The sequence below is a fragment of the Gallibacterium salpingitidis genome (genome assembly GCF_001678495.1).
Classification (GTDB): Bacteria; Pseudomonadota; Gammaproteobacteria; order Enterobacterales; family Pasteurellaceae; genus Gallibacterium; species Gallibacterium salpingitidis.
The window spans coordinates 36,525-49,081 of sequence record NZ_JTJL01000039.1; the positions used below are offsets into that span (position 1 = coordinate 36,525).

General features: G+C 36.3%; 12 protein-coding genes and 1 pseudogene. 3 read left to right on the forward strand and 10 right to left on the reverse strand.

All coding sequences use genetic code 11. The annotated features are described in order from the left end of the window. Window positions 1-3: 3 nt before the first annotated feature. Entirely contained in the window at window positions 4-885 is an 882-nt protein-coding gene (ilvY, locus tag QS62_RS07525) for an HTH-type transcriptional activator IlvY (RefSeq protein ID WP_066108220.1), read from the reverse strand. A 167-nt stretch (window positions 886-1,052) separates the two neighbouring features. On the opposite strand from ilvY, the gene ilvC reads away from it, so the two are divergent. Both ilvC and tnpA read left to right on the forward strand, forming a co-directional pair. Next, window positions 1,053-2,531 (forward strand): ketol-acid reductoisomerase, encoded by a 1,479-nt coding sequence (gene ilvC, locus QS62_RS07530; protein WP_066108224.1) that lies wholly within the window; start codon window positions 1,053-1,055, stop codon window positions 2,529-2,531. A gap of 188 nt (window positions 2,532-2,719) precedes the next feature. Next, window positions 2,720-3,145: pseudogene (gene tnpA, locus QS62_RS07535) on the forward strand (IS200/IS605 family transposase). A 155-nt stretch (window positions 3,146-3,300) separates the two neighbouring features. Here the strand turns inward: tnpA and araD are convergent. The 9 genes from araD to yiaK form a co-directional block, all read right to left on the reverse strand. After that, a complete protein-coding gene (gene araD, locus QS62_RS07540; RefSeq protein WP_066108227.1) occupies window positions 3,301-3,996 on the reverse strand; it encodes an L-ribulose-5-phosphate 4-epimerase in 696 nt (231 codons plus the stop codon). Then, the gene (locus QS62_RS07545) at window positions 3,990-4,850 is read right to left on the reverse strand and encodes an L-ribulose-5-phosphate 3-epimerase (RefSeq protein ID WP_066108230.1); all 861 of its coding nucleotides are present in this window, start codon (window positions 4,848-4,850) and stop codon (window positions 3,990-3,992) included. The genes araD and QS62_RS07545 overlap by 7 nt, the downstream gene beginning before the upstream one ends. A 21-nt stretch (window positions 4,851-4,871) precedes the next feature. Continuing rightward, the gene (locus QS62_RS07550; RefSeq protein ID WP_066108234.1) at window positions 4,872-5,519 is read right to left on the reverse strand and encodes a 3-keto-L-gulonate-6-phosphate decarboxylase UlaD; all 648 of its coding nucleotides are present in this window, start codon (window positions 5,517-5,519) and stop codon (window positions 4,872-4,874) included. A 33-nt stretch (window positions 5,520-5,552) separates the two neighbouring features. Then, the gene (locus QS62_RS07555; protein WP_066108237.1) at window positions 5,553-7,037 is read right to left on the reverse strand and encodes an FGGY-family carbohydrate kinase; all 1,485 of its coding nucleotides are present in this window, start codon (window positions 7,035-7,037) and stop codon (window positions 5,553-5,555) included. Between the two features lie 74 nt (window positions 7,038-7,111). Continuing rightward, window positions 7,112-8,089, reverse strand: a complete 978-nt coding sequence (locus tag QS62_RS07560; RefSeq protein ID WP_066108240.1) for a TRAP transporter substrate-binding protein — start codon at window positions 8,087-8,089, stop codon at window positions 7,112-7,114. 15 nt (window positions 8,090-8,104) lie between these two features. After that, window positions 8,105-9,385, reverse strand: a complete 1,281-nt coding sequence (locus QS62_RS07565) for a TRAP transporter large permease subunit (protein WP_066108245.1) — start codon at window positions 9,383-9,385, stop codon at window positions 8,105-8,107. Continuing rightward, on the reverse strand, window positions 9,382-9,864 hold the full coding sequence (locus QS62_RS07570; RefSeq protein ID WP_066108247.1) for a TRAP transporter small permease subunit: 483 nt from the start codon (window positions 9,862-9,864) through the stop codon (window positions 9,382-9,384). Before QS62_RS07570 ends, QS62_RS07565 begins: the two co-directional genes overlap by 4 nt. Before the next feature lie 10 nt (window positions 9,865-9,874). Beyond that, window positions 9,875-10,342: a NanQ anomerase/TabA/YiaL family protein gene (locus tag QS62_RS07575; protein ID WP_066108249.1), complete on the reverse strand. Its 468-nt coding sequence runs from the start codon at window positions 10,340-10,342 to the stop codon at window positions 9,875-9,877. Window positions 10,343-10,377: 35 nt separating this feature from the next. Beyond that, window positions 10,378-11,376, reverse strand: coding sequence for a 3-dehydro-L-gulonate 2-dehydrogenase (gene yiaK, locus QS62_RS07580; protein ID WP_066108254.1), 999 nt, complete (start codon window positions 11,374-11,376; stop codon window positions 10,378-10,380). A gap of 209 nt (window positions 11,377-11,585) precedes the next feature. On the opposite strand from yiaK, the gene QS62_RS07585 reads away from it, so the two are divergent. Continuing rightward, window positions 11,586-12,413, forward strand: coding sequence for an IclR family transcriptional regulator (locus tag QS62_RS07585; protein WP_066108259.1), 828 nt, complete (start codon window positions 11,586-11,588; stop codon window positions 12,411-12,413). Window positions 12,414-12,557 lie beyond the last annotated feature (144 nt).

Below are 12,557 nucleotides of genomic sequence, written 5' to 3' on the forward strand. Positions count from 1 at the left end.
ATTTTATATAACCAAACTCCGCCAAAATGCATTTACCACAGGGTTTTGTAGATTTTTTTGATTGACACATACACCTAAAGAAAGAAAATCAATGCTAGGTTCAATGTTTAAATAGGTGATTTGTGTGTTCATTGGGTTATGAGCAATAACAACATCTGGCAATAATGCTAAACCAAATCCCATTGCGACCATCGGCACAATCCCTTCGTGCCCTGCCACAGTGGCATAAATCTTCGGATGTTTAATACCTTTTTGTTGAAACCACTGCCCAATTTTTTGTCTAGCCGGGCCTTCCACCGGCACAATAAAAGGAATCTCTTGCCAATTAATTGGTGTTTGCTGCAACAACTGATTAGCTACACAAGCTACTTTTGGGGCAATTAAAGAAAAAGATAACAAATCAATACGATGGAAAATCACACTATCCGGTAATTGTTCCGGTTCCCCGGCAATGGCTAGATCAACCTGTCTATTTTGCACTTGCTGTACTGCTAACGCAGGATCACCTGTCGTTAGCTGAATTTCTACTTTCGGATGCTTTTGTCGAAAACGCGCTAAAATTTCCGGTAAATGGCTATAACTTGCTGTCACAGAACAAAATAGACGAATTTCACCAACTAAATCCATTGTATTTGGTTGTAGTTGTTGCTGTAACAATCGCCACTCTTGCAATGTTTTTTCAGCAAATTGGTAAAATTGTTCCCCTGTCGGCGTCAATTCTACCGAACGGTTATCGCGCCAAAATAATGTTTTGCCAACTTCATCTTCTAATCGTTGAATTTGACGTGAAAGGGTTGATGGACTGAGATGATTCAATGCAGCAGTTCTCGCAAAGTTTTTACTTTCGCAAAGATGTAGAAATAATTTTAGTTGTTGAAAGTCCATATTGTTATCCCATCAAATGGTTTTGTTAAAAATATTGCATATATTGCAATTACAGATTCCAATAATATCAATTTACGCAATAAAAAAAAGGCTTATACTCAAATCATAACAGTTATTTACTGACTTAAGTAAACACAATTAATCTATTACGACTCACAGGAGTATTTATGGCTAACTATTTCAATACATTAAACTTACGTCAAAAACTTGATCAATTAGGTCGCTGCCGTTTTATGGATCGTAGCGAATTTGCTGATGAAGCAAACTTCTTAAAAGGTAAAAAAGTAGTCATCGTAGGTTGTGGTGCACAAGGTCTAAACCAAGGTTTAAATATGCGTGACTCTGGTTTAGATGTAAGTTACGCATTACGTAAAGAAGCGATTGCTGAAAAACGTGCTTCATTCCAACGCGCTTCAGAAAATGGTTTTGTAGTAGGTAGCTATGAAGATCTTATTCCTCAAGCTGATTTAGTCATCAACCTTACCCCAGATAAACAACACAGCAGTGTTGTAAAAGCAGTAATGCCACTAATGAAACAAGGGGCAGCACTAGGTTACTCTCATGGTTTAAATATTGTTGAAGTTGGTGAACAAATTCGTCCAGATATTACTGTTGTAATGGTTGCACCAAAATGCCCTGGTACCGAAGTACGTGAAGAATATAAACGTGGCTTTGGGGTGCCAACGTTAATCGCTGTTCACCCAGAAAATGACCCTAAAGGTGAAGGAATGGCAATTGCTAAAGCGTGGGCAGCAGCAACTGGCGGTCATCGTGCTGGTGTATTAGAGTCATCTTTCGTTGCTGAAGTAAAATCTGACTTAATGGGTGAACAAACTATCCTTTGTGGTATGTTACAAGCTGGTTCATTAATTTGTTACGACAAATTAGTTGCAGATGGCAAAGATCCTGCTTATGCAGCACAATTAGTACAATATGGTTGGGAAACCATCACTGAAGCATTGAAATTAGGTGGTATCACCTTAATGATGGATCGCTTATCTAATAGTGCAAAATTACGTGCATTTGAACTTTCTGAACAAATCAAAGCAATGTTAACCACTTTATTCCAAAAACATATGGATGACATTATTAGCGGTGAATTCTCTGCAACAATGATGGCAGACTGGGCAAATGGCGATAAAAACCTACTTACTTGGCGTGAAGAAACAGGTAAAACTGCATTCGAAAATGCGCCTAAATATGAAGGAAAAATTAAAGAACAAGAATACTTCGATAATGGTGTATTAATGATCGCAATGGTAAAAGCTGGGGTAGAACTTGCTTTTGATACTATGGTTTCTAGCGGTATTATCGAAGAATCTGCTTACTATGAGTCTTTACACGAATTACCATTAATCGCCAATACCATTGCTCGTAAACGTTTATACGAAATGAATGTTGTTATCTCTGATACCGCAGAATACGGTAACTATCTATTTGCTAATGTTGCAACACCAATTATGCGTGAAAAATTGGTACCTCAATTACAAAAAGGTGATTTAGGTGAAGCAACACCAACAGTAGAAATTGATAACATTACATTACGTGATGTCAATGATGCAATCCGTAATCACCCAATCGAAAAAGTGGGTCAAAAACTACGTGGTTATATGAAAGATATGAAACGTATCGTGGTGGTTGGTTAATCTATAAGCTCTACATAAAAAATAGTGGGAATGATCCCACTATTTTTTATTATAGCCAGACAATGTCTGGCTATAAAAACCATACGCTATGCGTATGGAATCAAAAAGCTTAAGCGGTGAACAAAAAAATCCTCCGATATAATGAAAAAGGCTGACAACCAAACTTCATAATATAGGAGGAAATGCCAATGGTAAGTAAGACCAATGACGACTCAAGTCTATCACACACAAGATGGAACTGTAAGTATCATATTGTTTTTATCCCCAAATTTCGTAGAAAGGCAATCTATGGGAAATTAAGGATGGATATAGGAAGTATATTGAGATAATTGTGCAATTACAAAGATGTCGAAATAATAGAAGCACATGCGATGAAAGATCATATTCATATGCTGGTAAGAATCCCCCCCCCCCCGAAGCTGGCAGTGTCGAGCTTTATGGGCTATTTGAAAGGGGAATCATCATTGATGATATTTGAAAGGCATGCGAACTTGAAATATAAGTATGGAAATCGGAATTTCTGGGCAAAAGGGTATTATGTGAGCACAGTAGGTTTAAACACGAAAGTTGTAGAAGAGTATATCAGGAATCAAGAAAAGGAAGATATGATTTAAGATAATTTATCGAAGAAAGAATATGTAGACCCCTTTAAGGGGTAAATCACAAAGTTATTAAGCGGTTGTCAGTATTCACATGCCCCTTGAGGGACATGTGAAGTTTTAGGCCCTTATAGGGTAGCCGAAAAACCGCACGTTTCACGTGCGGATTGTTATTGTCCGTAATAAGCATTCTTGCCATGCTTACGTAAATAATGCTTATCGAGCAACACCTGTTGCATCGAATGAACTTGTGGGTTTAATTGGTAACTCATAAAATTCATACAAGCAATTTCTTCTAAAACTACTGCATTATGTACTGCATTATGAGGATCTGTTCCCCAAGCAAACGGACCATGTGAATTGACTAAAACAGCTGGGATGTCTTTTGCCTCGATACCTCTTTTATGAAAAGTTTCCACAATAACTTTCCCTGTTTCTAACTCATATTCACCTTGAATTTCTTGTTCTGTCATCTTGCGTGTACATGGAATAGCTCCATAAAAATAATCAGCATGTGTGGTACCTAAAGCGGTTAAATCTAACCCTGCTTGTGCCCAGGCAGTAGCATGTCTTGAATGAGTATGAACAATCCCTCCAATTGTTGGAAATTGGCGATAGAGTTCTAAATGCGTGGGGGTATCAGAAGAAGGTTTTTTATTCCCTTCAACAACTTTACCTGTTGTTAAATCTACAACAACCATATCGTCAACCGTCATTATATCGTAATCAACACCGGAAGGTTTAATAACCACTAATCCGGATGCTCTATCAATACCACTAACATTCCCCCAAGTGAAAGTGACTAAGCCATATCTAGGTAAATCTAAATTTGCTTCAAATACCTGTTGTTTTAATTGTTCTAACATATAATGCCTCCTTCTTGCATGTGATGCTCTATCCAACGTCTTGCATTAATAATTTCTGTTATAGGTTCCTCTGCTTTTTCAGTCCACATCTCAATTAAAAAAGCACCTCTATAATTTAAATTTTGTAATGTTCTAAATACATTAACAAAATCTACACACCCTTTACCAAAGGGCACATCCCTAAATTGTCCTTTGCAAGTTTTAGTAACAGCAAAAGTATCTTTTAAATGAATAGCTGCAATACGATCGACACCTAATGTTAATTCTTTAGTAACATCATTACCCCATGCAGTTAAATTACCAACATCTGGATACACTGTGAACCATGGGGAAGCAAAACGTTTATCCCACTCTTTCCACTTCGTAATAGAATTCATAAATTCAGTATCCATAATCTCTACGGCCAACATCACTTGATTAGCTGCAGCCCTTTCTATTGCCCAAGCTAAACCTTCTGCAAAACGATTTATTGTACCTTCATCCTGTTCTTCGTAATACACATCATAACCAGCCAATTGAATAGTACGGATCCCAAGATCCACGGCCAATTGAATTGCTTTTTCCATAATGCTATAGGCTTGTTGGCGAATATTTTCATCACGACTACCAAATGGAAAACGACGATGTCCTGATAAACACATTGATGGAATAGTCACTCCAGTCTCAAGGATCTCTTTGACAATTTCCAAACGTTGTTCCTTACTCCAATCCAAACGGCTTAAGCGTTCATCGGTCTCATCAATAGAAATTTCAACAAAATCAAATCCACAAACCTTTGCTACTGCTAAACGCTCCTTCCATGTTAAATTTTTAGGGAGTGCCTTCTCATAAATACCTAACTTATGCTTTCTCATGTTATCTCCTACATAAATTATCTATGACCAATTTTGTTTGATTGCTTGTTGAAACTCTTGAGCCATTGCTGCACCATGTTCCCCAGTTAATCCTCTACCAGCAATAAAAGCTTTAACATTAAATTTATTAAATAACGCTAGTGTTTCCGGTTCAATACCTCCAGTAATAGAAAGCTGTAACCCTAAAGACGATAGTTTCTCAATTTTCTCTAAATCAGCTTCAGTCCAACCAATTCCAGCTAACTCTGCATCTCGAGGACGGTGATAAATTGCTTGAGTAATACCTAAATCTACCCATTGTTTTGCATCTGCATAAGTCCAATGTCCATACAATTCGATTTGAATTTCACCACCAAATTGATCCGCTACTTTTTTACTTGCTTCGATTGTCGCAATATGTGCTGCTGCGGAAACCGTTATCCAATTGGTACCAGCTTCAAACGCCATTTTTGCCAATACCGAACCCGCATCTGTCGCTTTCATATCGCAAACTAAAATATGTTTCGGATATTTTTGTCTTAATTCTTTTACAGCTGACATACCTTTAGAAAAGGCAAGAATTGTACCAACCTCAATAATATCGATATAATCCTTTACTCCCTCAACACTGTTGATTGCTACATCCATATCTTGGCAATCTAACGCTAATTGCAATAATGGTCTTGTCATAACATCTCCAAAGTATTTTTCCTAATAAAATCATTACACTAATGTTTTTAAAGCATTAACAAATTGAGTATAGCGATAGTATTTCTCTCGATATTTTTCATGTGCCGACCAGTCTGGTGAAACAACTAAGACTTCATGTTGTAATTGTTGTTGCGCAGTTGTAAAGTCCGGATATATTCTGCCACCAACCATAGCAGCTAATGCAGCACCTAAGCATCCTGTTTCCGACACGATAGGAATTTCAATTGGTAATCCGCTTAAATCTGCAAGCATTTGCATCCACACTTTTGATCTTGCCGGACCTCCAGTTAATCTTAAAACTTTTGTAGTAGGGAAACGTTTCAGCACTCGTTCCAAATGAGTCATTAAACTAAAAAGCACACCTTCATAAACAGCTTGCAATAAATGTGCTGTGGTATGAAGAGACTGCAACCCATAAAAACCAGCACTCATTCCCAACCCAGCATTAGAACCATATAAGAAAGGAACAAACAAAATACTACTCTCAGCCTTTGGTAGTTCCTCTATCATTTGATTAATTTCGTCATAACTTAATTGTGGCCACTGTTTAGTAAACCACTCTAAATTTGCTGCTGATGTCGGGCTTGCTTCATGCACTAAAAATTGATTTCTTTGTGCATAACGCCCATAAACGAAAGGAAGTTTCTGTGACTCATCAATATAATCTGTAATTCCACTGACAACAGTCCACGTACCTAGAACAACATTTAACTTACTATTCTCTCCTTTTTGTTCACATTGGATACCTGAACAAATAGCAGTAGAAACTACATCAAATAAACCTCCCATTACTGGAGTTCCAACAACTAATCCAGTTTCTTTCGCTGCCTTTTCTGTTAAATAACCTGCTATTTCTGACGATTGTATGATTGGTGCAAAACAAGGTATTACTTCTTCAATTCCTAATAAGGAAGCAAGTTGGGTGTCATATTCACCTGTTTGCATACTATAAAGATTAGATTCAGAAATATTCGTTACCTCACAAGCTATCTTTCCAGTTAAACAAAAACGTAGATAGTCATGAGACATAAATACTGTACCAATATTACTATAACATTCTGGCTGATGTTCTTTTAGCCAGCGTAAAATAGATACTGGATGCCCAGTCCAAAGCGTCTGACGAGTAATTGGATACAATTTTTGTGGAATGTTTTGCTGTTGCCAATTTCTAACGATATCTAAAGAACGTTGATCAGATGATAAAATACCACGACCTAATGGCCGTTGTTGTTTATCCAGCAAAAATACCCCTTTTCCTTGTGCAGAAATACCAACACCTTTGACTAAACCTGGAGCAATATTACTCTGTTGTAAAACACCTTTAATAACACCTGCACAACTAGACCATAATTCGTTTAAATCTCGCTCAGCCCATCCTTGATACTCATTAATTACTGTCAAATTTTTTCTAAAAGTACCGTACTCTTGCCCGTTATCATCATAAATACCAGCTTTGATAAAGGTGCCACCACAGTCTATTCCAAGCCAAAATGCCATTATTGCTCCCTACTATAATCAGGAGAGAGAACACATCCCCTCTCCAAAACATTTAAATAATGAATATGGTGAAATTATTTTGCTAAAGCATCGACCGCTTTAATAAGAGCATCACCATTTTTCTCAATAAAGAATTGACGTACAGGTTGTTCAACAATCGCCTTGAATGGTTGGACATCAACATTCTCAACAACTTCAACTCCAGCTTGTTTCATCTTATTTAAAATCTCAGCTTCTTTCTCTGCGTTAAGTTTACGCTGATACTGTCCAGCTTCTTGTGCAGCAGCAACAATGGCTTTTTGTACTTCAGGTGAAAGAGAGTCAAATTTAGCTTTATTCATTACTACAATTAGTGGGGTATAACCATGGTTAGTTAGTGATAAGTATTTTTGTACTTCATAAAGTTTTGCTGACCACACAATACCAATTGGATGTTCTTGAGCATCTACCGCCTTAGTTTCTAATGCTGTATATAATTCAGATAATGGCATTGGCACTGGATTTGCACCTAATAATTGGAAGGCTTTAACATACATAGGATTTTGATTGGTACGAATCTTTAACCCTTTAACATCATCAGGTTTATTAATTGGACGTTTAGAGTTAGTCATTGAACGGAAACCAACTTCCCAGAACGCTAAACCTTTAAGGCCTTTATCTTCTAACTCTTTAAGTAGTCCTTGCCCAATCTCTCCATCTAAAACACGATATGCATGTTCTTTATTTTGGAAAATAAATGGAATATCAATAACATTCAAATTAGATACTAAGCCACTAAAATTAGGCGAACCAGACATTTCAATATCAATCGTACCACCGCGAACACCACTAATCATTGCTTGTGCATTACCTAATGTACTATCTGGGAATAAGGAAAGTTTAATTTCCCCTTTAGTCTTTTCTTTTAATAATTCATCAAATTTTTTGGCTGCAAGATGTTGTGTATCACTTCTCGGTGCTTCATATCCAAAACGTAATGAAGTTGCAGCTTGAGCACTTACCGCAGCAGCAATTAAAGTTAAACTAGCAAAAAGAACTGTTAATTTTTTCATTTTTTTCTCCTTAAATTAAGGTTGTAGCCAATGGAAAGGCACTAAGACAAGAGCAGGAAAGAAGATAAACAACATCAACAATCCCAATAACATTGTCATATACGGTAAAATTCCTTTTGCTGCCTGATCAAAAGGCAACTTAGAAACCCCCGTAATAACATTCAATACATTACCAATCGGTGGTGTAATCAAACCAATAGATGTATTCAGAATAAATAACACACCAAAATAAACAGGATCGATACCGGCTTCATCAATCAAAGGCATTAACACTGGTGTAAGAATTAATACTGTTGGTGTTAGATCCATCACCATACCAATAACAAATACAGCAACCATAATCACTACTAATAGCATTGTTGGTGAATCTAATAACGGTTCAAGTAATTCCGTGATTTGTTGTGGTAATTCAGCGATAGTAATTAACCAACCTGATACTTGAGCAGCTGCAACAAGTAACATCACCACTGCGGTAGTTTTTGCGGAAGCAACTAAGACTTTATAAAGTTGAGAAATTTTTAGTTCACGATAAATAAATAATGATACAAATAATGCATAGAACGCAGCTACCGCACCTGCTTCTGTTGGTGTAAATATACCTAAACGGAATCCTCCAATAATGATCACAGGTAGTAATAATGCCCAGATACTATTTTTAAAAGAAATACATAACTCTTGTTTCGACGCTTTTGAGAAGGTCATTAAATTTAAACGTTTTGCCTGCCATGCCCAAAGAAGCGCTAAACATATTCCCATTAAAATACCCGGGAAAATGCCTGCTAAAAAAAGTTTTGTAATAGATACGCCACTACTAACACCAAAGATAATAAATGGAATTGATGGTGGAATAATTGGGGCAATAATTCCTGCTGCACCAATAAGTCCTGCAGAACGATTTATCGGATATCCTGTTGTCTTCATCATAGGAATCAACATTGCTGCAACTGCTGCCGTATCTGCAACAGCTGAACCAGATAAACTCGCCATAATCATTGCTGCGATAATAGCAACAAATCCTAAGCCTCCACGTTTATGACCAACCAACTTCATTGGCAAATCAATGATACGTTTAGACAACCCTCCCTCATTCATAATCTCACCAGCCAAGACGAAAAATGGAATAGCAAGTAAGGAGAAACTATCTGCGCCACTAACTAAATTTTGTGCCAAAATTTGTGGATCAAAAACATCGAGATGAAACATTAATGCCACAGAACATACAATTAAGGAAAAAGCGACAGGAATACCTAAAAAAATACTTCCTAATAAGACAACGAGAAAAATAAAGATAGTCATACTTTTTCTCCTTTAAAAAAGATCACTGTATTTATCAACAAGCGAGATAGCAGTAAAAGTCCTACACATACACTCATTAGCACACTTGCTAAAAAACTAATGCCTGTTGGGATACTAGAAATTGGAGAAAGGTTATGCCAGTTAATAATCATCTGTTGATAACTACCAACAAAAATGAGATAGCAACAAGCCAGCATTATTACATCAGTACTTAAACTCAATAAACTCCGACCTTTTGCCGATAACTTCTCTGAAAGAATTGCAACATTTACATGAGAATCTTCCATAAAAGCTAAAATAGCCCCTAAAAAAATGACCCAAACAAATAAAAAACGAGATAATTCTTCTGTCATAGTAAAGCTAGTATTAAAACCATAGCGAAGTACGACATTCCAAAAAACTAAACAAGACATCACTGCTAACATAACAGCAACACATATCTCTAATAGCTTTTTAATATATAAACTGAAACTCTCCATACTCCCCTCTTTATTTCAATAAATCTATTGAAACCTTCACTACAATTTTTCGAATAGATGAAGAATTTTGATAAATACAAGCTGGTCTATGAATATCTTGTGGAAAAAACACCGCAAAATTACCAGGATTCATAATCAGCATCGTTTCATTTTCAACATCTTTATAAAATAAAATATCTCTATCTGAATCATAAGGTTTGGCAATTTCTAAAGGAGGTGGGTTTACAGATACACCAATCATCTCTACACCACTATGTAAATATTGAACATCTAAATAACGTTCATGTGCTTCAGGTAACAATGTTGATTTCTCTTGAGTAACTAAATCTAACACTTGAGCAAAAATAACATCTCCCTCAATTGGGTAACGCCCAACTTCTAATTGTTCGAAATCAGTTTGTTGTAGAAATGCTAATGCCTTCTGAATTGCAGCTGGATAATGACTAAATTCCACTTGCTTAATATGTCCAAAAAACATATACACCTCCTATAAAAAATTGAATTAGTTAATACCTATAAAGATTTGAGTTTTTGCCATACAGTGTCATCTACAGGGATACCATTTGCTTTGTTATCCGCTAGCAGTGTTGTGAATTCATGCCCTGGTAACCGCACTTCTACATTTGGATCGGCACGTTCTGCTGTTTTTACATATTCAATGATGCGATTTAGTTTCTCATCTTTGGTCTTACCATCAATTAAGCGATCTACTTCAATAGCAATAAAAACTTGAGAGACACAATATTCGTCATCTTTCTCCTCTGTAACTTCTGCTACAGATAGTCCATTAGAAAGTAATGTTGCAATCATATCGAGTACTATTGATAACCCAGATCCTTTCCAGAATCCCATTGGTAATAAACGACGATTACGTTCAATCGTTGCAGGATCACGCGTTAAATTACCATTATCATCAAACCCTGCATCTACAAACGTTTGACGTCCCGCTAAACGATTTACCTCTAACATTCCATAGGAATACATTGAACAAGACATATCTACCATCGTAATAGGATTACTAGGAATAGCGATAATAAGAGGGTTAGTACCAATACGACATTCCTTTGCTCCCCATGGTGGCATCACTGCAATCGAATTTGTCCAACAAATTCCGATATATCCTTTCTCTGCAGCCTGCCAACCATAACCACCACCACGCATCCAGTGATTTGCATTTTTTAATGCAACTACGCCAATACCAAACTCATCAGCAATATTCATTGCACGATCCATCATTTTTTTCGCGGTTAAATTCCCGATGGCTTGATGAGCATCCCATTGTTCAATTGCTCCTAAAGATAAGACTTTTGTCGGTTCAGCTTCTGGATGAATATCGCCCTTCTCTAACTGTTGAATAAATCTAGGAAAACGATTCACTCCATGGGAATAAACTCCAGCTTGTGTTGTATCAGCAAACATAGTTGCACATGCCTCAGAAGTTTTTTCACTTACTCCTCTTGATAACAACACACGTTTAAACTCAGCTTTTAGCTCTTCATAACTAACTCTCATATTCTCTCCTCAATATTTCATATTGTGAAATGATATTTCGTATAATAAACTTAACTTAGAGTTAGTCAATCAACAAAATTATGTCTATTTTATATTTGTGATCTACTTCTCATTAATTTTGTGATTTAAATAGCAGCAGATTTTAAAAAGGCATAGTAATATATTGGTAATAAATAGAAGCTGTCATTGATAAAGAGAGTTAGATAGAAATGAATCAAAAAAATGAAACAATAAAAAACATGGAGGAAAAAGTTACAGGAAGTCAAAGCTTAGTGAGAGGATTGCATCTTCTTGATATTTTAAGTAATTATCCGAATGGTTGTCCTCTAGCACGCATTGCAGAACTCGCTCAACTAAACAAAAGTACAACGCATCGACTTCTACAAAGTTTACAATGTGCAGGCTATGTTAAACCTGCTCTCGCGGCTGGAAGTTATAGGCTTTCTACAAAATGTCTGGCATTAGGACAAAAAGTTCTTTCTTCTATCAACATAATCAATGTTGCAGCTCCCCACTTAGAACAATTAAATCTAACTATCGGTGAAACAATAAACTTTTCATATCGTGAAGATGATCAAGTGATTCTTATTTATAAACTTGAACCAACTACAGGTATGATTAGAACCCGTTCATATATAGGCCAATACATGCAACTTTACTGTTCTGCTATGGGAAAATTATTTTTGGCTTATGATTCTTCAATTAAATTGGCTGACTATTGGGAAAGAAATCAAAATATTATTCAACAACTCACATTTAACACCATTACTAATCTATCAATCATGCAGCAAGAGCTTGTTTTAATTAGACAAAATGGTTTTGCAATGGATCGTGAAGAAAATGAATTAGGCATCTCTTGTATTGCTGTTCCTGTGTTTAACTTAAAAGGTAAAATCCAATACACTATCTCTGTTTCACTATCCACTATCAAATTAAGCCAATTAGGGCATGCTCATATACTCAAGCCCCTTCTAGAAGCGGCCCGAAATATTTCAGAAGAACTAGGTTGGACAGATACTAACACCCCATCCATTTAATCTTTTATGTATCCACATCTATTTAGTTATAACTAAATAGATGTGGATTTTCTCACTCTCATACAGCATTCATCCCTATTCTATCAACGTTTGAATATTAATTTTGTTACTTATTTATTAATTTAATTAAAAGGTCTAATAGAC

Bases quoted from the DNA above. Each gene is read 5' to 3' on its own strand.
- ilvY (WP_066108220.1), bottom strand. From the start codon at position 885: ATGGACTTTCAACAACTAAAATTATTTCTACATCTTTGCGAAAGTAAA.
- ilvC (WP_066108224.1), top strand. From the start codon at position 1,053: ATGGCTAACTATTTCAATACATTAAACTTACGTCAAAAACTTGATCAA.
- araD (WP_066108227.1), bottom strand. From the start codon at position 3,996: ATGTTAGAACAATTAAAACAACAGGTATTTGAAGCAAATTTAGATTTA.
- QS62_RS07545 (WP_066108230.1), bottom strand. From the start codon at position 4,850: ATGAGAAAGCATAAGTTAGGTATTTATGAGAAGGCACTCCCTAAAAAT.
- QS62_RS07550 (WP_066108234.1), bottom strand. From the start codon at position 5,519: ATGACAAGACCATTATTGCAATTAGCGTTAGATTGCCAAGATATGGAT.
- QS62_RS07555 (WP_066108237.1), bottom strand. From the start codon at position 7,037: ATGGCATTTTGGCTTGGAATAGACTGTGGTGGCACCTTTATCAAAGCT.
- QS62_RS07560 (WP_066108240.1), bottom strand. From the start codon at position 8,089: ATGAAAAAATTAACAGTTCTTTTTGCTAGTTTAACTTTAATTGCTGCT.
- QS62_RS07565 (WP_066108245.1), bottom strand. From the start codon at position 9,385: ATGACTATCTTTATTTTTCTCGTTGTCTTATTAGGAAGTATTTTTTTA.
- QS62_RS07570 (WP_066108247.1), bottom strand. From the start codon at position 9,864: ATGGAGAGTTTCAGTTTATATATTAAAAAGCTATTAGAGATATGTGTT.
- QS62_RS07575 (WP_066108249.1), bottom strand. From the start codon at position 10,342: ATGTTTTTTGGACATATTAAGCAAGTGGAATTTAGTCATTATCCAGCT.
- yiaK (WP_066108254.1), bottom strand. From the start codon at position 11,376: ATGAGAGTTAGTTATGAAGAGCTAAAAGCTGAGTTTAAACGTGTGTTG.
- QS62_RS07585 (WP_066108259.1), top strand. From the start codon at position 11,586: ATGAATCAAAAAAATGAAACAATAAAAAACATGGAGGAAAAAGTTACA.